Genomic DNA, 21,350 nt, shown 5'->3' with positions numbered 1-21,350 from the left:
TTAAGAAGCGGTTTTCAAATTACCAGACTTCACTAATCCTTCCAAAAACTTCAGGTACAGTATTCCTTTATCAAGAATCCCTTCAAATACTTTTCTCAAAGATTGGTTATCGATATTGAGTTCTTCAGCTATTTTTCGATAGTTACTGCCTTTTCGATGAGCTGTGCTACAGGATCGAAGATTTTGAAGGTCACGAAGGAACTTAATGTGTTCCTCATACGCTGTTACTCCGAGAGCAGCGAGTGCCTTCTCTAGTCTGGAAATACTCCCTTTGATCTCTCCCCGATCATCCGTGGGTATAAATTTGTTAAGCTCTTTTTCATTCAATGAATCAACGAGGATCTTCGTCAATCCCAAAACAAGATCATCAAAATCTTTTTGTTCATCAGTAGCGGGGATCCTAATGCCCGCGAAAAAATGATCATCCTCTTTTGAGAGGGGGAGCAAAAGGGACCAGCCTAGTTCTGTGTTACATGCCTTTTCCAGATCACTGTACCGGTACTTGAATACATGTTCAGGATGGTCTGAATCAGCAAACTGGGCAAGGATCTGTCTCTTGTGAAAGGTATCGCTTACCCCACCTACTGGAGGAATATTATAGCTTCTCCAGTGCAACTGCTCTTCATAAGGCAGATCACGACCAAGATCCCCAAGCCAAGCGATCACTCGTTCGTCATGATGGTTATCCATTGTCATACCCCAGAGAGAACCGCAACCAAGATCACCGTCTGTAACCGAATATTTTGACGATTGTTGATAATACTTGTTGAGGACTTCTTTTCTGAAATGGACAGGCGTTAGGTAGTGCGGCGCTCCCGGATTCCCTCCGAAATAATTTGATAAGTGGTCCGGATTCGCGGAATGAAAGATTTCGTCGCCATACTCATCAACGTCGATAATAAAATCCACCGTATTCTCCGTCTCTTTATCAGCGAATCCCCAGAATCCACTTTTTTCTTTGGGGAAAGGTGGAAACAGCCGCTTCCCTAGAAGTCTTGTAAATGCGCGTGTCCCCCCGACGTGTAAGTCTCCGTAATGTAGAGCGTATACAAGAAGCCCATCCCGAAAATCTTGCCCACTTTCCTCTATCCCAAGATCTATAAATGGAACTGTAGAGTTTGCCCGTGCATCAAACATAACGGCAAGGTGCATTTCTTTAATGGCAAGAAATTGTTGAATTTCTTGAAGGCGGATATTTATTCTCTTTGGCTCAATAGTTGCCACCAGTTGTTCGTTGCCGGCATCGTCTATCTTTATAAAATGGTCAAGTTTACGGTCGTGATAAAGATTGTGAAATAGGCGGAATTCCTCGTTTAGCTCAAGATATTTCTCACGCATATCGTGAAAGCTACGAGATATTACTAGAGGCTCAATTCCCGAGCTTTCGCCGTAACGAAGGTACTCTACGATTTTATGTCCTGCTTCATAGTGTGTCTCCGCACCCGGCAGTCCATCTCCGCAGCTTAAATCCCAAGAAATGTCGCTCAAACTCCGGTCGACAGTATCATTTGGGAGTAAGCAGCAAAACATAAAGACCTTGGGAAAATCAGCATGGTCACTGAGATATACCGTGACCATTTCTGTCGGGCGGATATCCCGAACGATCCACTCTTGAAATGCTCCTTGAGACAACTTTTGTCGCTCCTTAGCGACATCTATACTCATACAGTGATCTCCCCACTCATCAGCTTCGGCATCAGCAGGTCGCGGGCGGCACGAAGTTTGTCGTTGTAAATTCCCAAGTTCCGCAGCTGTGTAAGCATCGGCATCACGTAGTCACCAAAAAGTGCCTGGATTTTGTTATTTGGCACAACAACCTCAATCTTGTGAACCACCTTCCGATCCAGCGTTGGAACCGAGACGCCGCCGTTATACTGGTCAAGGCGAAGTGAGGAAAGCAGAAAAAAGGCGAATAGAGGAGAAGCCCGCCGAAACTCCTTGACCCACAAGGTCGTATTAAGTGGCCAGTAATCTTCGTGGACATAGTGAACCATGCCGAGCGAGCCGCTTCGACCGGTGACGACGCCGGGGGCTTTTGCTTTTGCAATATTGTGTCTGCCATTCACCCCAGTCGAGGCATAAATCGGGACCGACCCGTCTAATCTGTCTTGGCTGGGAAGATCAAAGCCACGCTGAAGAACAAGGGCTGATTCGAGTGGCATTCTCTCCCACCCCTCCGGCACGCCATCAACAATCCGGGTATGTTCATAACCGGGGAAGCGCAGGCGCACGAACCACTCCTGATACACCTGCCGCGCCGCCTCTTCCAACAGCGCCATCCGTCGCCGGTTGTTTTCGATCAGGTCATCATAGGTGGAGAGAATAGCGGCGATGCGTTTTTGTTCCGGGAGCGGAAACGTAATAATCTTAAATTTGCGGATAATCCCGCTACTTAAATTGCGCTGTGCGCCTGCCACAACGAGTTTTAAAAGTTCATGCCGATGATACTTAAGAGCATAGAAAAGATACAAGAAATCACACTTTGCTGGGTCTGCTATCATTGCAAAGCATGCTTGATTCGTTGCAGCTTCATTGCGGAGAATGCCAAGACTTGTAATCGTTTTTCCATCACCATACATGGCCATAAGGACAGTATTCTGCGGAAATAATTTTGCCGATGATTTAGAAAGTGCTTCTAGGGTTATCTTCTCTTCCGCATCTTCAACGTACCAGTCATTTAATTCGCCAGTTTTGAACCAAGGGATTACTCCATCTTCCCAAAGAGTTAAATCTGAGCGAGATGGCGTACCTCCGCTTGTTACTTTTGTGCAGAGCGATTCAATTGGTACTCTTTCTACGCCCACTTATCCCCCCAGCTCCTCAAAGTTCTCCTGAATCGTCGCCGCCAATTCCACTGCTTCTAAATTCAAGTCCTTCAACTCGACATGGATATCCCGCATCGTCTGCTCAAAATCAAAATCGTCATCGACTTCGGCAGGAGCAACGCCGACATAGCGACCGGGCGTCAAACTCCAGTCGGCAGCCTCGATATCAGTACGATTGACCACCTTACAAAGCCCCGGCACCGGCACCATCACGGCCTCGGGGAAGCGCTCTTGTAGCCAGTGAATCTGACGATGGAAATAGACCGCTTGTTTAAGCTGCTCCACCGCCTGCTTGCGTTCTTCGTCCATCTGCTTGATCAGACGGTTGCCGGCGCGACGATCATAGAGCTCCGCTACCTCCTCGATCCCGGTTAACTCCTGTGCGGCCTGTCCGGCACGAGCGGTCAACTTGTAGAGCAGGTCAACCTGCTTCACCAATCCCCGGCACCGCTCCGCCAACGGATCAAATGCTTGCCGTGCTGTATGCTGTGCGGCATTGGTATCGGGTGAGGGTGTATTGGTTTTCAGGAATGCCGACAGATCGGCAAGCAACAGAGTGCGGTCGGACTGGTAGGCGTTGATGGCCTCACTGACTTCGGCAAGGGCATCAACCAAGGCGTGGTGTTGATCGGGATTAACTGTCTCGATACCCCGAATTGATTCAGGTAATTCAGTTAATTGCTGGCACAAAGTGACCAGAGTGGCGTCGTAAAAGCCCAGTTCATGCGGGATTGCGACGATTTCTTCGCATAAACTGTTGAAGTAATCCTGCACCAGTCCGAGGAAGCGATTTTGTTCCCCACGATAGAGCCAGACAATGGCGGTGAGGTTGGCAAGTTGCTCGGGGCTGAAGTCATAAATCTTGCGGGTGACCTTGCGGTAGATATTGCGGGCATCGAGCATCAACACTTGATCGCGACGCTCTGCCGGCTTCCCTTTGTCGAAGTGCCAGAGTTCACAGGGCACGGTGCGGGTGTAGAAGAAGTTGGAACGAATCGAGATCATCACGTCGACATCACCGGTCTCAACCAACTTGCGCCGCACCTCGGCCTCGCCGTGCCCGGCGCTGGAGGCCTGTGACGACATGACGAATCCGGCCCGGCCCTTTTCGCCGAGGTAGCTGTGGAAGTAAGAGATCCACAGGTAGTTGCCGTTGCCGACCTTCTTGGTCTTGTTCACCCCCGGCAGGCCGAAGGGGAGACGACGATCATCCTTGATCTTCTCGGCATCGACCATATCGACGTTGAAAGGAGGGTTAGCCATGACAAAATCGCACTTGCCCCAGATGGGATGCTCATCCTGATAGAAAGTATTGGCCTCGCGGATGTCCCCTTCCAGGCCATGCACCGCCAGATTCATCTTGGCGAGGCGGATGGTGGTGGCGGTCTTCTCCTGTCCGTAGAAGGTGAGCTTGTGGCTGGTGTCCTCACCGTGGCTCTCGATGAAGTGACTCGACTGAACGAACATGCCGCCGGAGCCGCAAGCCGGATCGAAGACAATGCCGTGATCCGGCTCAATGACGTTGACAATGGTCTGGACCAGCGAGGGCGGAGTGAAGAACTCGCCGTTATCCTGCGCTCCCTGCATGGCGAACTTCATCAGGAAGTATTCGTAGATGCGACCAAAGATGTCGCCGCTGGCCGTACGCAGGGCAGCACTGTCGAAGGTACGCAGCAGATGTTCGAGGAGATCGTTTTCGAAGCGATCATATTCTTTGGGAAGTTGTCCGTTGAGAGGCTCGAAGTCCGCCTCGATGGCATTCATCGCATCGACGATCGCCGTACCGAGGTTGGCACCACTGGGGAGTTTCAGCAGGGAGTCATAGCGAGCAATCTCCGGCATCATCAAGGCCCGGCGCTTGATAAAATCACCCTTCATTAACGGACGGTTCGGCATCTTGCCGGCTTGCTGCTCAGCCTTGATCTGTGCCAGAGCGACTTCGTAACGGTTGCTGGCGTGACGCAGGAAGATCACTCCGAGGACCGGCATACAATATTCACTGGAGGTGAGTTTGGAGTTGGCGCGAAGCTGATCGGCGGCCTCCCAGAGGCTCGATTCGATCTGCTCGATGGTGTGCATGGCGTTGCTGCTCATCTGGTAGTGACTCCGGAGGGGAGAGAAAGGTCCCCCCATATTGATAGGTTTCAGCGTTATAACACTGCGCTTTGATTAGTTCAATTGATTCTCATGCGTTTTCACTCGTTACCATCCGTAGTCAGCCGTTACCACGGAAAAAGGGCACCCATTTCTGGATGCCCGTGGCTTGTTCACTCCATTTCAGCTTACGCTTTCTTCCGCCGGGAATTAATGCTGATGATATTCGCTTCCTTCTTCCCGTCGACGATCGACAACAACTTACGCTCCCAATTTTCCAAAGACGACTGCTTCTCCTTATCGTATTTGTACAAATTGTAAACCTTGATGATGCCTTTTTTGACGTGGTTGAGTACAGCGTCGATGACTTCGTCAAGCTCACCAGCTTGTGCCATAAAGGTTGCGGCGGTCCGGCGTAAATCATGCGGCGTGAAATGGACAATCCCCAGCTTGTTCTTCTCCTCCAGCTCGCGTTTATCTTGCTTGCATTCAGCATCTGAACAATTTGTGCAGTCGTTGACGCATCCCGAGGGACAATTTTTAACCACAGCTTTTGATAACGCATGACGCGTGATCGGCTGAATCTTTTCATCTTTACTACGGCGTGGACTCGGAAAAATAAAACCCTTGTCCTTCAATTCTCCAGATTCCTCGTCTATGACCTTCAATTCGCCAATGAGCTGCAGGGCGTTGGCCGTCAGGTAGACACGATGAGCTTTTTTGTTCTTCGCACGGTCGCTCGGAATGGTCCACCAGCTGCCGTCGAGCTCAGAAGTGTGCATTCCGATCACTTCGATCGGACGCTGTGCCGTCACCAGGATCAGCTTTAAAGCCCTCCGAACATCATCTGACATGGAAGCTGTGTCGAGAGCTGCCCAGAAGGCTTTGATTTCATCTTCGGAGAGGACTCTTTCCCTTGCCACTTTCGGCGCCGGCATCTTGACCCCCTGTGCCGGTGAAAGGATAACGATGTCTTTCTCGATCGCGTAATTGAACATCTTGCGAACGATCTTGAACGTGTTGTTGGCCATCACCGGTGAGCCTCGGTCAACGATTCCGTCCAAGAGCCGATTGATATCCCGCTTGGTAATCTCTGTGGCCTTACGTTTATCCCAAAGGGGAATGACCTCCCGCTTCAGTACCCGTTCATCCTCTTGCCACGACTTTTTGAACTTCTTAGCATGGCGCTTTAGATATTCGTCGACCAAGTCATTAATGGTTTGGGCATTGCGCTGCACGTCACGTTCCGCACGCTTCTCTTTCTTCAATGCAACCGGGTCCACACCTTCGGCCCGGCCCGCCTTCAAAGCTTTAACCCTAGCGCGTTCGGCTTCATAATCAATACGGGCAACAGCAAGTGAGATTCCGTCGGGATGGTCTGCATCTTTATATGTCCCGATATTCAGCTGCTTCCTGTGACCATCGATCCGGTACATATAGATGAATGTCTTCCGCCCGGACGGAAGGACCCTGATGCCAAAGCCACCCTTCTCGCGGCGGGTGTACTCCTTGTCCTCGGGCTTCAATTTACGCAGGAACATATCGTTCAAAGTGTCAGCCATACCCCCTCCTCCTTTTTTTGTTGTCGTTTTGTTGCCCTTTTTTTATGAGCAACAGTGAGGCGAATTGATACTGCATGAAAATACCTATAGCATGCAAAACAACTAAAATCAATATGATAGAAGGTTTTCAACTGGCGGCATAAAATTGAGTGATAACGCCTGAAACAGTAAAGCCCCTTGCTTCGGGAGCAAGGGGCCGGAGGTTCAAATCCTCTCATCCCGACCAGAAATAGAAAGGGCATACGTTTGAAGCGTATGCCCTTTTTCAATTTTGATCGCAGATTTTCTCCGGTCCAATTCCCCCCTTCTGGTACGCCTCCGGTACGGTTTTGTATTTTCTGGTTTCAATTGGCTTCTTGCCGCTCGAAGTCGTGCGTCCGGGATGGCCGGAAAGTCCAGAAAGAAATTTTGTCAATTCATACGGTTGCATTGCACAATCCCCTTCGCTGATAGGCCCCTACCCCTTTCCGGTACGCAAAATGGACTCCGAGCCTTCTCTGGTCAAACTCACTTCTTTCCGCTGAAATCTTAGCTTTTAGTAAAACTGTTATCCGATTTCCCCGAAATACAACTTGACGGTGAGAAAATATCTGCATAAGCTTATTGCACACACTGGAGGTGATAATTATGCGTGCAACATTATGCATACCTGATGAGCTGATCGATGAAGTGCAACGGCTTTCCGGAAAAAAATCCAAAACGCAGGCGATTGTAACCGTCATGGAAGAGTATGTCCGTCGTCGGAAGATGGAGGATCTTTTGTCTTTGCGGGGAAAGGTTGAGATCGACTATGACTGGGAGCGGGAAGAATCCCTTGAATTAAAGGCAGCGGAAGAGCGGGCGCGTTATGGCGAGCAATAGGATATTGCCTGACACCTGCGCCTGGATTGACTTTTTTCGGGGAAGATCGACCCCTTTGGCAGATACTCTTGGGGAATCGCTGCTACGGCTTGATGTTGTCACCTGTGGGGTCGTGCTTTATGAACTGCTGCAGGGGATCAGGAATCCCCGTGAAGAAGAATACGTTAAAAATGGGCTGCAAGCGCTGTCGTACCTGGAAATGACTCAGGAATTATGGGGTGGTGCCGCCAAACTCTCTTTACAACTACGCGCCAGTGGGCACACTCTCCCATTTTCCGACATTATCATCGCAACGCTGGCACTGCATCATGACTGCGCAGTCCTCACCATTGATCGCCATTTTGACGTTGTTCCCGGTCTTATCTGTTTGAAGGGATAATGACACCCGCCAAACTTCAAAGACTGAGGATTTCCTCGACCTCCACCCATTTTGACGAACCTTTTTTCACCTCTTCCACCAGATCGGCCTGCGGGCGAACAGAAGGGCCGCCCTGTTTATGAATCCTGTCCCCGCCCCTTTTCCGTCAACCGGACCCCTTCCGGCGTCAGTTCAACCAACCCCGCCTTGAACAGAGAACCGACCGCTTTTTTGAAACTCTTCTTGCTCATCCCGAGTCGCGCCTGAATGATCTCTGGTGGACTCTGATCGTGCAGCGGCAGAAAATTCTCTTTCTGCAGGGCGGACAGGATGACACTGCGCGCTTCGGCCGCCCCTTCGCTGCCGACTTTGCGCAGGAGAATATCGAGTTTGCCGTCCTCGCGGACCCGTTTGACATAGCCGGTCAACTTCATCCCCGGCACCATACCGCTCTGCAGTTCATCGCGATAGACCACCCCGATATAGCGATGGTTGACTACCACCTTGGCGCCGAGATCGGTAAAGGTCCAGAGCAGGAGATCGACCGCATCGCCGGCTTGCAGGTCGGCGCAGGTCTCCTCCAGCCAGTCGTCGAGACGGGCGCTGGCAAAGGGCCGCCCTTCGCGGTCGAGAGCGATGCGCACCAGATAACTGCGGCCGGTCTGCATCCGCTCCGGCTGCTGACTCAAGGGGACGAGGAGATCCTTCTCCACCCCCCAGTCGAGAAAGGCGCCGGGGCTGCCGATGCTGCGCACCTTGAGCAGCGCAAACTCGCCGGCCTGGGCCGAGGGGAGGCGCAAGGTCGCCTGTAGATGGCCGCTTTTGTCGCGAAAGAGGAAGACCGGCAAAGTCTCCCCGGGAGTGACCGCGGCGGCCGCTTCTTTGCGGGGGAGGAGCAGGAGTTCGCCGTCACTGCGCAGCCAGATGCCGCGTTCATCGGTCTTTTCAACCACGAGGAGATGGATTTTACCAATTTCGAGCATAGGGCCTCCGGCCAAGCATTCAGGCAAAGGAACAGATATATTCGACCATGCCGTCGGCAACGGAAATTTCGAAGAAGGAACCGGCCGGAACATCGAAAGCGCTGCCGGCCAGGCAGTCCTGCCATGCTCCCTCTGCACCGATACGGACACGGCTGCTGCCGGCGATGATCTCCATCTTCTCGGAGGTGCCGACATTGAATTTATACTCGCCCGGATAGATCAGCCCCAGGGTCTTTCTGCTGCCGTCGGCGAGCAGGATGGTGTGACTGACGACCTTGCCGTCAAAGAAGATATTGGCTTTGGCGGTGACAGTGACGTTGTGAAATTGTTCGCTCATGACTTCCTCCGGAAAAATGATGATTTGTCAGAGGTGGTATCACAGTGCGTGCATGGGTGCAAGAGACAATGGCCAGCGGTAGAATTCGCCTTGATTATCCAGTGAAAATGTTCATAATCGACCGCATAGGCAGATCTTCAATGATCGTGATTCTCATCCCCGGAGGAAAACAAGATGAACCCGAACTTTTTTTTGACGCTGGCAGCAACACTTCTACTTGTCGTTGCTGGTAACACGGTAGCGCGCGCCGAAACGTCACTGATTGTGGCGCAAGAGGACGCACCATTAAAAGTCCTTAGCTACACAACGGACTTCGATGAGAAAGACAAAAAAGCGCTGGTTGAACACAAGGTCAAATATCAGAATGTCAGTCCGGTGAAGATTGTTTCAGCCCGGTTCGGGATCCTCGAATATAACGGCTACGGGGAACTGATCGATTCCTTTTGTGGCTATACTATTGAGAGCTCGAATAAGGGTGAGAAGGACAGCGCCACGTTCCTTGATATTGCCGAGCACTCCGCCGTTTTTGAAGATTTCGGTGAAGGATACATCTGGGTCGATGCGGTCCGTTATGTCGATGGCAGCCTCTGGAAAGCCGACCGGGCACAAATCCTCGCCGAAGCACAGAAACTCAAGCCGGAAATCAGCGCCGCCGATCTTGTCGCGGCAAAGTGCGTTGTCGCGGATTAAGCCAGTCGGGAAAGGCTGCAAAAGGTGAATCATGGAAAATTCCATCAAGATCGGGATCAGTTCCTGCCTGCTGGGCGAGCGTGTCCGTTATGATGGCGGTCATAAGCACAATGACTACATCACTGATATTCTCGGGAACTATTTCTCCTTTGTGCCGGTCTGCCCCGAGGTCGGTTGTGGTCTGCCGATTCCCCGCGAAGCGATGCGCCTCGAAGGGGATCCGGCTGCGCCGCGATTGCTGACCAACAAGAGCCGCGTCGATCTCACTGCGCAGATGCAGTCCTTCTGCACCGCCAAGGTCCGGGAACTGGAGAAGGAAGATCTCTGCGGCTTCATCTTCAAGAAGGATTCTCCGAGTTCCGGCCTCTTTCGCGTCAAGGTTTACAATAACGGCATGGCGGTGAAGAACGGCCGCGGTCTCTTTGCTGCGGCCGTGGCCAAAAACTTCCCGCTGCTGCCGATGGAGGAGGAAGGGCGCCTCAACGATGCGCCGCTGCGCGAAAACTTTATCGAACGGGTTTTCAGTTACCGGCGCTGGAAAGACTTTCTGGCCAGCGCGCCGACGCTGGGCAAACTGGTGGAGTTTCACACCGCCCACAAGCTGCTGATGATGGCGCACAGTCCCGACTATTATCGTCAGATGGGGGTGCTGGTGGCGCATGGCAAGGAGCTGGGGGCACCGGAGTTGTTCCGCCGCTACGAAGAGCTGCTGATGAAGGGACTGACGCTGCATGCCACGGCTGCCAAGAACACCAACGTCCTGCAGCACATCATGGGTTATTTCAAAAAAGAGCTGGCAACGGATGAGAAAGCGGAGCTTCTCGAAGTCATCAGTCAGTACCACAATCATCTCCTGCCGCTGATTGTGCCGCTGACTCTGCTCAAACATTATGTCCGCAAGTACGACCAGGCTTATCTGCGGAGTCAGATCTATCTTTCGCCGCATCCGGCGCAGCTGATGCTGCGCAATCATGTGTAGTGCAGAGCAAGGAGCCCTGTTTGCATGCTGAAAATCCATACGGAAATCACTCTTGACGCCCCCCTCGATCGGGTCAGGGAACTCCTCGCCGACACCGGTCTTTATCCGCAGTGGCACCCCCTCTTCCCGCAGGTCAGCGGCGAGATCGGCGTCGGCAAAGGGATCGATGTCAGCGTTGCCCTCCCCGGCATCAAGCTCTTTTCTGTGCGGGCAACGATCCAGGAGGAGAGCGCCGGCCGCTTGTTGTGCTGGCGCTACAGCTATCCCCTCCCCGGTCTCTTCAGCTGGACTTATCGCCATGAAATCGTCGAGCTCGAACGCGGCCGGGTGAAGTTTGTCCAGGACTCTACCTACGCCGGCCTTCTCGCCCCCCTTTACCATCTCGGGATGAAGAACCCGCTGCAGCGGGGGATGGCGGAGCTGAACAAGGCGGTGCAGCGCTGGGGGGAGAGAAGGGGAATTTCCTGCCTCAAATGCTGATAGTGCTTACCCCCCCTCCCCTTGCCAATAAAGGCCTGAAATGATGGAATCGATCATCGGGGAACTGACCCTCATTTTTTTTCTGATCCTGGCGAACGGTTTCTTTTCCGGCTCCGAGCTGGCGATCCTTTCGGCGCGCAAGAGTACCATCGCCAAGCTGATCACTGACGGGAGCAGCCGGGCGCGGATGGTGGACAAGCTGCAGAACGATCCGCACCGCTTTCTGGCGACGGTGCAGATCGGTGTGACTGTCGTTGGTTCCCTCGCATCGGCCGTCGGCGGCACCACCGCTGTCAAATTTCTCGCCCCGATGCTGATGACGAGTTCGATCCCCTTGATTCGCGAAGGGGCCGAACCGATTGCCATCGGCCTGGTTGTGGCGCTGGTCTCTTATTTGTCGCTCATTCTCGGTGAACTCGCGCCCAAGACCGTCGGCCTGCAGCAAGCTGACCGCGTCTCTCTCCTGGTCGCCAAGCCGATCAATGCCATCGCGACGATTGCCGGGATCGCGGTCACCTTTCTCACCCTCTCTAATCGCGCCGTGTTGAAACTCTTCGGCATCAAACCGGAAAGCGGCCAGGAGTTTATTACCCGCGAAGAGGTGCTGCACGCCGTGGCGGCCGGGGGAGAAACCGGGGCGCTGAATGAATTTGAACACAAGGTCATCGAGAACATGCTCGACTTTACCCGCACCCAGGTACGGGAAGTGCTGGTCCCCCGCCCCCGCATCGTCGCTTTCGATTTCGATCTCCCCCCCGCGGAAATCATCGAGTTACTCCTGAAAAACCCTTTTTCTCGTTACCCGGTTTACCGCGAGCGGATCGACAACGTCGTCGGCTACATTCATGCCAAGGATCTCCTTGGTCAAGCCGTGGTCCATCCGGAATTTTCCCTCGACAAGCTTTTGCGCGCGGCCTTCTTTGTTCCGGAATCGCAGAAAACAGCGGCACTGCTGCGCGAGATGCAGCAGCGTCACCTCCATATGGCCTTTGTCGTCGATGAATACGGGGAGCTCAGCGGGCTGGTTACCATCGAGGATCTTCTCGAAGAACTGGTCGGTGAGATCGAGGATGAACATGATCTCCACGCTGCGCGCCGGATCAAGCGCCTCGGGGATGGCAGTTTTATCGTCGACGCCCTCCTCCCGCTCAATGATGTTGAGGAACTCCTTGATATCGAAGTCGAGGAGCAACTCCCTTACGACACCCTGGCCGGGCTGGTTTTGTATCAGCTGGGTCGCTTCCCCGCAGCCGGTGAACAGGTCGAATGGCAGGGCTATCGTCTTACCTGTGTCGAAGTGACGCCGACGGCGATTCTGCGGGTGAAGATTGAAAGGAAAGTAGCGGAATTTTTACCCGGTTGATGCAGCGGATCATGCGAGACAAAAAAAGATAATCATGTAATAGTTTAACTCTATGAAATGAAAGAGAGGCTGCCATGATTATCTTCTGGATTGCTGCCGCACTTACCGTTCTTTTCATCACCTTTATCGTCGTTGTCCCTCTCCGCCGCGTGATCTTGACCCCCGTCCTCTTTACCCTCTTCAAGCGGATGCTGCCGCCCCTCTCCGCCACCGAGCGCGAAGCCCTGGAGTCCGGCAGTGTCGGCTGGGACGGTGAACTCTTCAGCGGGTATCCGGATTGGCAAAAACTCCTTGCTCTCCCCGCCCCGACTCTGACCCCGGCCGAACAGGCTTTTCTCGATGGTCCGGTCGAGACGCTCTGCGCCATGCTTGATGACTGGCAGATTGTCGAACACGACAAGGACCTCCCCCCCGAGGTCTGGCAGTTTCTCAAGACTCAGCGCTTCTTCGGGATGATTATCCCCCCCGCGCACGGTGGACTCGGCTTCTCGGCCCTCGCCCATTCGGCGGTGATTCTGAAGCTTGCCAGCCGCAGCATCACCGCGGCGGTGACCGCCATGGTTCCCAACTCCCTCGGTCCCGCCGAACTCCTCATGCAGTACGGCACGCAAAGCCAGAAGGATTATTATCTGCCGCGTCTGGCGCGTGGTGAGGAGATCCCCTGTTTTGCCCTCACCGGTCCGGAAGCGGGGAGTGACGCGGCCTCGATGCCCGATCTCGGCATCGTTTGCAAGGGTCTGTACGAAGGGAAAGAGATCGTCGGCATCCGCCTCAACTGGGAGAAGCGCTATATCACCCTCGGTCCGGTGGCGACCCTCCTCGGTCTTGCTTTCAAACTGAACGATCCCGAGCACCTCCTCGGCGACAAGGTCGAGCTCGGCATCACCCTCGCCCTCATCCCTACCGACACGCCGGGGATCTCCATCGGCCGCCGTCATGTCCCCCTCGATATCCCTTTCCAGGTCGGCCCGAACTGGGGGAAGGATGTCTTCATTCCTCTCGACTATCTCATCGGCGGCGCCGCACGGGCCGGGCAGGGATGGCGGATGCTGATGGAGTGCCTCGGCGTCGGCCGTTCCATCTCCCTGCCGGCCCTCAGTACCGGCGCCGGCAAGCTCGCCTGTCGTGGCGTCGGCGCTTATGCCCGCATCCGCCGTCAGTTTCATCTGCCGATCGGTCAGATGGAGGGGGTGGAAGAACCGTTGGCACGCATCGCCGGTCTCACCTACCAGATGGAGGCGGCCCGTGTCCTCACCTGCGCCGCCGTCGATCGCGGCGAGAAACCGGCGGTCCTTTCCGCCATCGTCAAATACTACCTGACCGAGCGGATGCGGGTGGTCCTTAACGACGCCATGGATGTTGCCGGCGGCAGTGCCATCTGCCTCGGCCCCCGCAACTATCTTGGCCGCCCGTATCAATCGATCCCCATCGGCATTACCGTCGAAGGGGCCAATATCCTCACCCGCACTCTAATCATCTTCGGCCAGGGGGCGATCCGCAGCCATCCTTATGTCCTCAAGGAGATGCAGGCGGTTGCGCATCCCGACCCGGCTGTTGGCTTGCAGCAGTTCGATCGCGCCTTCTTTGCCCATGTCGGGCTGAGCATCAGCACTGCGTTTCGCTCCTTCTGCTTCGGTCTGGGCGGCGCCTATCTCCTCCCCGTCCCCGGCGGCCCGGCCCGGCGCATCCTGCAGCGCACCACCCGGCGTTGCAGCGCCTTCGCCCTCACCGCCGACCTTTCCATGCTGATCCTCGGCGGCAATCTCAAACGCAAGGAGAAGCTTTCCGGTCGCCTCGCCGATATCCTTGCCAACCTTTATCTGATCTCCGCCATGGTCAAACAGTTCGAAGAGCGGGGCCGGCCAGTGGACGAACTCCCTCTTTTAGAGTGGAGCTGCGCAGAGAGCCTGCGTGCCATCGACAGCGCCTTTGTCGACTTCTTCCGCAACTTCCCGAACCGGCCGATCGCCTGGCTGCTGCGCTTCCTCACCTTCCCTCTCGGTATCCGCCCGCAGGGGGCGAGTGATCGACTTGGCCACCGTGTCGCCAACCTGCTGATGGCGCCGTCGACGCTGCGCGATCGTTTGACGCACGGGATCTATCTGCCGACCGGGACGAAAGAAGTGCTGGGGCGGATCGAGGATGCCCTGCACAAAGTCATTGCCGCTGAAGATGTGGAGAAGAAGCTGCGCATCGCCCGCAAAGCCAAGCAGATCTTCGCCGTTGACGACGGAGAGGCGCTGCGCGAAGGCGTTGCTGCCGGCGTCATCAGCTTCGCCGAAGCCGAAATGGTCGAGGCCGCCAATGCCGCGCGGCGCGAAGTGATCCGCGTCGACGATTTTCCGGCCGACTACGGGCAGAATCGAGGCAGTCATGGAGAATAAAGGGACTTATGCCGGGGGGCGGGCGGTCTACATCGTCGACGGCAATCGCACCCCCTTTTTGAAGGCAGCAACCAAGGCCGGCCCCTTCAGCGCTGCTGATCTCGCGGTCGGCGCCGGCAAGGCGCTGTTGGCGCGGCAGCCCTTTGCGCCGGAGCAGATCGATGAAGTGATTATCGGCTGCATTATCCCCAGCCCCGACGAAGTCAACATCGCCCGGATTATCGCCCTGCGCCTTGGCTGCGGCAAGAAGGTCCCGGCCTGGACGGTGCAGCGCAACTGCGGTTCGGGGATGCAGGCCCTCGATTCGGCGGCGCGCAATATTGCCAGCGGCCAGGCCGATCTGATCCTCGCCGGCGGCACCGAAGCGATGAGCCATGCGCCGGTCCTGCTGCCGCCGGTGGCGGTCGAACTCCTCGGGGAATGGATGAAGGCCCGCTCCCTCGGGGCGCGGCTGCAAATTCTGACCCGGCTGCGGCCGGCCCACTTTCAGCTGGTCTTCGGCCTCCTCAAGGGCTTAAGCGATCCGGTCGTCAACCTCTCGATGGGCCAGACCGCCGAGATTCTCGCGCAGCGTTTCGCCATCAGCCGCGAGCGTATGGATGCTTTTGCCCTGGCAAGTCACCGCCGCGGCGCCGCGGCGCAGGATACCGGCTTTTTCGAGGAAATCTCCCCCCTGTATGGTCGCGACGGCACCGTCTACAGCAGCGATGACGGCGTGCGCCGCGATAGCGATCTGGCGCGCCTTGCCAAGCTCAAACCGGTCTTCGATCGTTCCTTTGGCCGGGTCACCGCCGGCAACAGCGCCCAGGTCACCGACGGCGCCGCCCTCCTCCTCCTCGCCAGTGAGGTCGCTGTGCAGCGCTACAACCTCCCGGTCCGCGGTCGCATCGTCGACTGCGCCTGGGCGGGAGTCGATCCGGCACAGATGGGGCTCGGGCCGGTCCATGCGATGACCCCGATCCTGTTGCGTCAGGGGTTAGAGGCGGCCGCCATCGATTTCTGGGAGATCAACGAAGCCTTTGCCACCCAGGTCCTGGCGTGTCAGCAGGCCTGGCAGGATAAAGACTATTGCACAAATGAACTTGGGTTGGCGCAGCCCTGGGGAGCGATTCCGGCGGATAAACTCAATGTCGACGGCGGTGCCGTCGCCCTCGGTCATCCGGTTGGCAGCAGCGGCGCCCGCATTGTCCTCCATCTCCTGCAGGTGCTGGAGCGCAACCAGGCGCAATGCGGCATGGCCTCCCTTTGTATCGGCGGCGGGCAAGGCGGGGCGATGCTGATACAGCGGGGCCGGGGAGGTGAGCATGGAAATGACTGAACAGCCTTATAATCATTGGTACTTTGCGCTGGATGGGGAGGGGATCGGCTGGCTGACCCTCGACAAGGCGGGAAGCTCGACCAACAGCTTGTCACAGTCGGTTCTTGAAGAACTCGACCTCCTTCTTGGCGTCATCGCCGCTGCCCCGCCCAAGGCGCTGATCCTCCGCTCCGGCAAGACGAGTGGCTTCATTGCCGGCGCCGATGTTACCGAATTTACAACGATCAGCGATGAAGTCACGGCGCTGGCGCTGATTAGCCGTGGCCAGAGCATCCTGTCCAAACTGGCGGCGCTACCACTGCCGACGATTGCCCTGATTCACGGTTTCTGCCTCGGCGGCGGCCTCGAATTGGCTCTGGCCTGCCGTTACCGGATCGCCAGCGACGATGCCGCTACCCGTCTCGGCCTCCCGGAAGTGCAGCTCGGCATTCACCCCGGCTTCGGCGGTACAGTGCGATTGACCGCGCTGGTCGGCGACCTCACCGCGATGGAGCTGATGCTCAGCGGCCGCACCCTGGCGGCCAGGGCAGCGCACAAGATCGGGCTGGTCGATTACGCTATCCCGCGCCGGCATCTGGAGAATGCGGCCCGCGCCATGGTCGCGACGCCGCCGTCGCGCAAACTTCTCCCCTGGCGCGAGTGGGCGCTGGCCCTCCTCCCCAAGGCGCTCATTGCCGGGCGGATGCGCCGCAGTGTTGCCGCCAAGGCAGATCGTCAGCATTATCCCGCCCCCTACGCCCTGATCGACCTGTGGCAGAACTTTGGTTCCCACGATAAAGCCAATTACGCCGCCGAGGCCGCTTCGGTTGCCCGCCTCATTACCGGCAGCACCGCCCGCAACCTGCTGCGCGTCTTCCTGCTGCAGGAAGAGCTCAAAGCGACGGGGCGTGGGACGGGGACTCCGATCCGCCGGGTCCATGTCATTGGCGGCGGCACCATGGGGGGCGACATCGCCATCTGGTGTGCGTTGCAAGGGCTGGAGGTGACGATTCAGGATCTTGATACCGCCCGACTCGGCCAGGTAGTAAAGCGTGGCGCCGCCCTCTTCAGCCGTCAGCTCAAGGAGCCGCGCGCCATCCAGACCGCCCTCGACCGCCTCCTCCCTGATCCAGCCGGGGATGGCGTCGCCAAGGCCGATCTGGTGATCGAGGCAATTTTTGAAGATGCCGACGCCAAGCGGAACCTGTACCGGCAGATCGAACCGCGTCTGCGACCGGACGCGATCCTGGCAACCAACACCTCGAGCATCCCCCTGCAAGAGCTTGCCAGCGTTCTGACCCGGCCGGAGCGTCTTATCGGCCTGCACTTCTTCAATCCCGTCGACAAGATGCAGCTGGTCGAAGTGGTGAGCAGCCCGCAAAGCGACGACGCCATCCTCCAGCGCGGCGCTGCCTTTGTCCTCGCCATCAAGCGCCTCCCCCTGGCGGTGAGCAGTTCTCCCGGCTTCCTCGTCAACCGCATCCTCATGCCGTATCTTTTGGAAGCGGTGACCCTGGTCGGGGAGGGGAACGACCCGGCGCAGGTTGATCGGGCCGCCACCGCTTTCGGCATGCCGATGGGGCCGATTCGCCTCGCCGATACTGTCGGTCTCGACATCTGCCTGTCAGTGGCGACCATCCTGTCCCGCCATTATCCGGTCGAGGTCCCGGAAAAGCTGGATGAACTGGTCGCTGCCGGTCACCTTGGCAAGAAGAGTGGCCAGGGCTTTTATGCATATCGTCACGGCGAGAAGGGACAAAGGGGAGGGGCGGTTGATCCCGCCATCAGCGATCGGCTGATTCTCCGTCTCCTCAATGAAGCCGTGGCCTGCTGGCGGGAAGGGGTGGTCAGCAGTGGCGACCATCTCGATGCCGGCGTCATCTTCGGCACCGGCTTTGCCCCTTTCCGCGGCGGGCCACTGCAACATATCAAAGCCAGCGGCGCTGCCTCTCTCCTGGCGCGGCTGCAAGCGCTGGAGCAGGTGCATGGCCATCGCTTTACTCCTGATCCCGGCTGGCAGGAACTGGTCGACGCTGAGGTTTCCCGAGTATGAGCAGGAAAACGGATATTATCTCCCCTGAGGCCGCGCCAACTCTTCCCGCCCTCTTTGCCGAACGGGTGCGGCGTACGCCCAAGGCCTGTGCCTACCTCCGCTTCGATCTGCAAGGGAGCTGCTGCGACGAATGTATCACCTGGGAAGATACCGCCGCTCTCGCCGGCCGCTGGCAGACCGCCCTCATCGGGGAAAAGCTCCTCCCCGGCGACCGGGTCGCGGTCATGCTCCGTAACAGCCTCGAATGGGCGGTCTTCGATCAGGCCGCCCTTGGTCTCGGACTGGTGATCGTCCCCCTTTTTGTCAACGATCGTCCTGACAACTTTGCTTATATCATCGAACAGACCGGAGCACGCTTCCTCCTCATCGAGGGGGGAGTGCAATGGGAGGTGATCAAGAGTGTGCAGACCCGTCTTCGCAGTCTTGTCCGCATCGTCTCTTTGACCCCTGCCTGTACGGTCGATTGCGATCCCCGTCTGGTTGAACTTGCCGACTGGCTGCCGAAGGCGCCCGCTCCCTATGACGGCGGCAGCGCCGCCGCCGATGATCTGGCGACGATCGTCTACACCTCGGGAACGACCGGAAATCCCAAAGGGGTGATGCTGACTCATGCCAACATCCTCTCCAATGCCTTTGCCGGCTTGAGCCGGGTACCGATCTATCCCGACGATCTCTTCCTCTCCTTCCTCCCCCTTTCCCATACACTGGAACGGACCGCCGGTTACTATCTGGCGATCATGGCCGGCGCCCGGGTGGCCCATGTCCGCTCTTTGGAGAAGCTCGCCGACGACCTGCCGGTGGTGCGGCCGACGGTGGTGATCTCGGTGCCGCGGGTCTTCGAGCGCATCCATACGCGCGTTATGGCGAAGGTAGCGATGGCACCGTCCTGGAAGCAGCAGCTCTTTGCCTTGACGGTCGCAGTCGGCTGGCAGCGGTTTCTTCATCAACAGGGGCGGGGGAGCTGGTCACTGCGATTCCTCCTCTGGCCGTTGCTGCAACGCCTGATTGCCGATAAAGTCCTCACTGCCCTGGGCGGCCGGCTGCGTCTGGCGATCAGTGGCGGCGCTCCTTTGAATCCCGAAGTCGCCCGTCTCTTTATCGCTCTCGGCCTGCCGATTTTGCAGGGCTACGGCCTCACCGAGACCAGCCCGGTGGTCGCCGTCAACAGTGCAGCCGACAATCACCCCGAGACCGTCGGTCAGCCGCTGCCGGGAGTGGCTATCAAGATCGCCGCTAATGGTGAACTGCTGATCAAGGGCGACTGCGTCATGGCCGGCTATTGGCAGAATCCGGCAGCCACCGCTGCGATCATCGACCGGGAGGGCTGGCTGCATAGCGGCGATCTCGTTACCATTACCCCTACCGGCCACATCGCCATTACCGGGCGCCTCAAAGAGATCATCGTCCTTTCTAATGGTGAGAAGATCCCTCCGGCCGATATTGAGCTGGCCATCACCACCGATCCCCTTTTTGAGCAGGTGCTGGTCGTCGGCGAAGGCCGGCCCTATCTCGGAGTGCTCGTCGTCCTCAATGCTGCGGAATGGGAGAAGCTGGGGGGCTCGGCTCTTAATCAACGGGCCGTTGAAGAGCTGCTGCTGGCCAGGATCGCCACCCGCATGAGCCATTTCCCCGGCTACGCGCAGATTCGTCGGGTGCAGGTGACCACCACCCCCTGGGAGGTAGCGAACGGGCTGTTGACCGCCACCCTGAAGCTGCGCCGCCCGCAACTTTTCAGTTATTATGCCGCCGAGATCGCTGCTCTTTACGCCGGTCATTAACCGATTGCGTTCCGCTCCCTGCTGGCAGGAGAAAATGCTCCATGAAGTTCCGAACCAAACGGAAAATTAATCCCCTCGCCCTTTTCTATCTGAAGATCTCACTGGTGATCTCGCTGGTCATCCTTGCCGTCTATGCCGGCATCTACCAAAGAAATAACCGGCTCCTTCTCGATGCTCTCCGACAGCAGGCCGCCTCCTATTACGATTTGATCGTCCGGGTGCGCCACTGGAATGCCGGTTATGGCGGCGTCTATGTCGAAAAGAAAATCGGCATGGAGGCCAATCCTTTTCTGCGGGAAGTCGGGATAGAAGCAGAAAAGGAGACGGTGGACGGCAGTCTGCTCCTCCTGAAAAATCCGGCATTGATGACTCGGGAAATATCGACCATTCTCAGTGACGTCAACAAGATCCAGTTCCACATCACCAGTCTGCAACTGCTGAACAAAGAGAACGCTCCCGATGAGTTCGAGCAGCGGGCCTTAAAAAAGTTTGTCGATGGTGAAGGTGAATTCTGGGAGCTGGAGTCGCGTGATTCCGGACCGGTCTTCCGTTACATGGCACCGCTCCTCCTTGAGCGCGCCTGTGAGCAATGCCATTTCAAGTTTAATTACAATCTCGGTGATGTCCGCGGCGGCATCAGTGTGACCATCCCCTTTAGCCAGACCGCGGCGGTGATGGCTGATAATCGTTTCACGATTATCAGCCTCTCCCTTCTGACTCTGGCCCTGCTCCTCGGTTCGACTTACATCATGCTCAACAATCTCGGCACAAAGCTCGACGCGGCGCAGGAGGCGCTGCTGGAAGCGTCGATCCGCGATGAACTGACGGGCTTGCACAACCGCCGCTATCTCATGACGCGACTCAATGAGGAGTTCGAACGGGCCCGGCGCAAAGGGACGGCGATGGGGTTGCTGATGATGGATATCGACCATTTCAAGATCGTCAATGACACCTACGGCCACCCGGCGGGGGATGAAGTCTTAAGGAGTATCGCTCAGACTCTGGCGAGTATGTTGCGCGAATATGACGTCGGCGGACGCTACGGCGGCGAGGAATTCGCCGTGGTGCTGACCGAAACGACTCCTGTTGATATGGTCAGGCTGGCGGAGCGTATTCGTGAAAAGATCGAGCAGCTGGATGATCACGGCAAAGCCACCGGCATTCATGTTACCATCAGCATCGGCGTGGCAGTTCTGAATGATACCGATACGACCGAGACTTTGCTGCAACGCGCCGATTCGGCCCTGTATCGGGCCAAGGAAGAGGGGCGGAACCGGACGGTGCTGGTGTAAACCACACCACCCCC

Annotated in this window: 17 protein-coding genes and 1 tRNA gene; 12 read left to right on the top strand and 6 right to left on the bottom strand. The window is 56.7% G+C overall.

From position 1 onward, the window contains the following. From CVU69_08120 to CVU69_08105, 4 genes are all read right to left on the bottom strand, one after another. A complete protein-coding gene (locus tag CVU69_08120; protein ID PKN12437.1) occupies positions 1-1,665 on the bottom strand; it encodes a hypothetical protein in 1,665 nt (554 codons plus the stop codon). Continuing rightward, complete coding sequence (locus CVU69_08115; protein ID PKN12456.1) at positions 1,662-2,783, bottom strand: hypothetical protein; 1,122 nt, start codon at positions 2,781-2,783, stop codon at positions 1,662-1,664. The genes CVU69_08120 and CVU69_08115 overlap by 4 nt, the downstream gene beginning before the upstream one ends. A gap of 21 nt (positions 2,784-2,804) precedes the next feature. Beyond that, positions 2,805-4,919 carry a DNA methyltransferase gene (locus CVU69_08110; protein PKN12436.1) on the bottom strand — a complete coding sequence of 705 codons (2,115 nt, stop codon included), beginning with the start codon at positions 4,917-4,919 and terminating at the stop codon, positions 2,805-2,807. A 188-nt stretch (positions 4,920-5,107) separates the two neighbouring features. Beyond that, positions 5,108-6,481, bottom strand: a complete 1,374-nt coding sequence (locus tag CVU69_08105) for an integrase (GenBank protein ID PKN12435.1) — start codon at positions 6,479-6,481, stop codon at positions 5,108-5,110. 148 nt (positions 6,482-6,629) lie between these two features. On the opposite strand from CVU69_08105, the gene CVU69_08100 reads away from it, so the two are divergent. From CVU69_08100 to CVU69_08090, 3 genes are all read left to right on the top strand, one after another. After that, positions 6,630-6,707 (top strand) — tRNA-Pro (locus tag CVU69_08100). Positions 6,708-7,108: 401 nt separating this feature from the next. Next, positions 7,109-7,342 (top strand): DUF2191 domain-containing protein, encoded by a 234-nt coding sequence (locus CVU69_08095; protein PKN12434.1) that lies wholly within the window; start codon positions 7,109-7,111, stop codon positions 7,340-7,342. Beyond that, on the top strand, positions 7,329-7,721 hold the full coding sequence (locus CVU69_08090) for a hypothetical protein (GenBank protein ID PKN12433.1): 393 nt from the start codon (positions 7,329-7,331) through the stop codon (positions 7,719-7,721). Before CVU69_08095 ends, CVU69_08090 begins: the two co-directional genes overlap by 14 nt. 116 nt (positions 7,722-7,837) lie before the next feature. On the opposite strand, the gene CVU69_08085 is transcribed toward CVU69_08090, so the two are convergent. Both CVU69_08085 and CVU69_08080 read right to left on the bottom strand, forming a co-directional pair. After that, positions 7,838-8,683: a hypothetical protein gene (locus CVU69_08085; protein PKN12432.1), complete on the bottom strand. Its 846-nt coding sequence runs from the start codon at positions 8,681-8,683 to the stop codon at positions 7,838-7,840. A gap of 19 nt (positions 8,684-8,702) precedes the next feature. Next, positions 8,703-9,020: a hypothetical protein gene (locus CVU69_08080; protein ID PKN12431.1), complete on the bottom strand. Its 318-nt coding sequence runs from the start codon at positions 9,018-9,020 to the stop codon at positions 8,703-8,705. A 174-nt stretch (positions 9,021-9,194) separates the two neighbouring features. On the opposite strand from CVU69_08080, the gene CVU69_08075 reads away from it, so the two are divergent. From CVU69_08075 to CVU69_08035, 9 genes are all read left to right on the top strand, one after another. Next, positions 9,195-9,710: a hypothetical protein gene (locus CVU69_08075; protein ID PKN12430.1), complete on the top strand. Its 516-nt coding sequence runs from the start codon at positions 9,195-9,197 to the stop codon at positions 9,708-9,710. A gap of 31 nt (positions 9,711-9,741) precedes the next feature. After that, positions 9,742-10,689 (top strand): DUF1722 domain-containing protein, encoded by a 948-nt coding sequence (locus tag CVU69_08070; GenBank protein ID PKN12429.1) that lies wholly within the window; start codon positions 9,742-9,744, stop codon positions 10,687-10,689. 24 nt (positions 10,690-10,713) lie between these two features. Continuing rightward, a complete protein-coding gene (locus CVU69_08065; GenBank protein PKN12428.1) occupies positions 10,714-11,169 on the top strand; it encodes an SRPBCC domain-containing protein in 456 nt (151 codons plus the stop codon). 43 nt (positions 11,170-11,212) lie between these two features. Beyond that, positions 11,213-12,532: an HlyC/CorC family transporter gene (locus CVU69_08060; GenBank protein PKN12427.1), complete on the top strand. Its 1,320-nt coding sequence runs from the start codon at positions 11,213-11,215 to the stop codon at positions 12,530-12,532. 74 nt (positions 12,533-12,606) lie between these two features. Continuing rightward, positions 12,607-14,916, top strand: a complete 2,310-nt coding sequence (gene fadE, locus CVU69_08055) for an acyl-CoA dehydrogenase (protein PKN12426.1) — start codon at positions 12,607-12,609, stop codon at positions 14,914-14,916. Beyond that, positions 14,906-16,234, top strand: coding sequence for an acetyl-CoA C-acyltransferase (locus CVU69_08050; GenBank protein ID PKN12425.1), 1,329 nt, complete (start codon positions 14,906-14,908; stop codon positions 16,232-16,234). The genes fadE and CVU69_08050 overlap by 11 nt, the downstream gene beginning before the upstream one ends. Further along, a complete protein-coding gene (locus CVU69_08045) occupies positions 16,227-18,266 on the top strand; it encodes a crotonase (GenBank protein PKN12455.1) in 2,040 nt (679 codons plus the stop codon). The genes CVU69_08050 and CVU69_08045 overlap by 8 nt, the downstream gene beginning before the upstream one ends. Continuing rightward, positions 18,263-20,044: a long-chain fatty acid--CoA ligase gene (locus tag CVU69_08040; GenBank protein PKN12424.1), complete on the top strand. Its 1,782-nt coding sequence runs from the start codon at positions 18,263-18,265 to the stop codon at positions 20,042-20,044. Before CVU69_08045 ends, CVU69_08040 begins: the two co-directional genes overlap by 4 nt. A gap of 41 nt (positions 20,045-20,085) precedes the next feature. Beyond that, positions 20,086-21,336, top strand: coding sequence for a diguanylate cyclase (locus CVU69_08035; protein PKN12423.1), 1,251 nt, complete (start codon positions 20,086-20,088; stop codon positions 21,334-21,336). Positions 21,337-21,350: the final 14 nt, after the last annotated feature.

This window comes from Deltaproteobacteria bacterium HGW-Deltaproteobacteria-4 (assembly GCA_002841765.1).
Classification (GTDB): Bacteria; Desulfobacterota; Desulfuromonadia; order Desulfuromonadales; family UBA2197; genus UBA2197.
This window is presented reverse-complemented; position numbering and strand designations above follow the sequence as displayed.

Coding starts and splice junctions, on each gene's coding strand:
- CVU69_08085 (PKN12432.1), bottom strand. CDS start 8,683: ATGCTCGAAATTGGTAAAATCCATCTCCTCGTGGTTGAAAAGACCGAT.
- CVU69_08045 (PKN12455.1), top strand. CDS start 16,227: ATGACTGAACAGCCTTATAATCATTGGTACTTTGCGCTGGATGGGGAG.
- CVU69_08065 (PKN12428.1), top strand. CDS start 10,714: ATGCTGAAAATCCATACGGAAATCACTCTTGACGCCCCCCTCGATCGG.
- CVU69_08075 (PKN12430.1), top strand. CDS start 9,195: ATGAACCCGAACTTTTTTTTGACGCTGGCAGCAACACTTCTACTTGTC.
- CVU69_08110 (PKN12436.1), bottom strand. CDS start 4,919: ATGAGCAGCAACGCCATGCACACCATCGAGCAGATCGAATCGAGCCTC.
- CVU69_08095 (PKN12434.1), top strand. CDS start 7,109: ATGCGTGCAACATTATGCATACCTGATGAGCTGATCGATGAAGTGCAA.
- CVU69_08120 (PKN12437.1), bottom strand. CDS start 1,665: ATGAGTATAGATGTCGCTAAGGAGCGACAAAAGTTGTCTCAAGGAGCA.
- CVU69_08060 (PKN12427.1), top strand. CDS start 11,213: ATGGAATCGATCATCGGGGAACTGACCCTCATTTTTTTTCTGATCCTG.
- CVU69_08080 (PKN12431.1), bottom strand. CDS start 9,020: ATGAGCGAACAATTTCACAACGTCACTGTCACCGCCAAAGCCAATATC.
- CVU69_08105 (PKN12435.1), bottom strand. CDS start 6,481: ATGGCTGACACTTTGAACGATATGTTCCTGCGTAAATTGAAGCCCGAG.
- CVU69_08070 (PKN12429.1), top strand. CDS start 9,742: ATGGAAAATTCCATCAAGATCGGGATCAGTTCCTGCCTGCTGGGCGAG.
- CVU69_08035 (PKN12423.1), top strand. CDS start 20,086: ATGAAGTTCCGAACCAAACGGAAAATTAATCCCCTCGCCCTTTTCTAT.
- CVU69_08090 (PKN12433.1), top strand. CDS start 7,329: ATGGCGAGCAATAGGATATTGCCTGACACCTGCGCCTGGATTGACTTT.
- CVU69_08040 (PKN12424.1), top strand. CDS start 18,263: ATGAGCAGGAAAACGGATATTATCTCCCCTGAGGCCGCGCCAACTCTT.
- fadE (PKN12426.1), top strand. CDS start 12,607: ATGATTATCTTCTGGATTGCTGCCGCACTTACCGTTCTTTTCATCACC.
- CVU69_08050 (PKN12425.1), top strand. CDS start 14,906: ATGGAGAATAAAGGGACTTATGCCGGGGGGCGGGCGGTCTACATCGTC.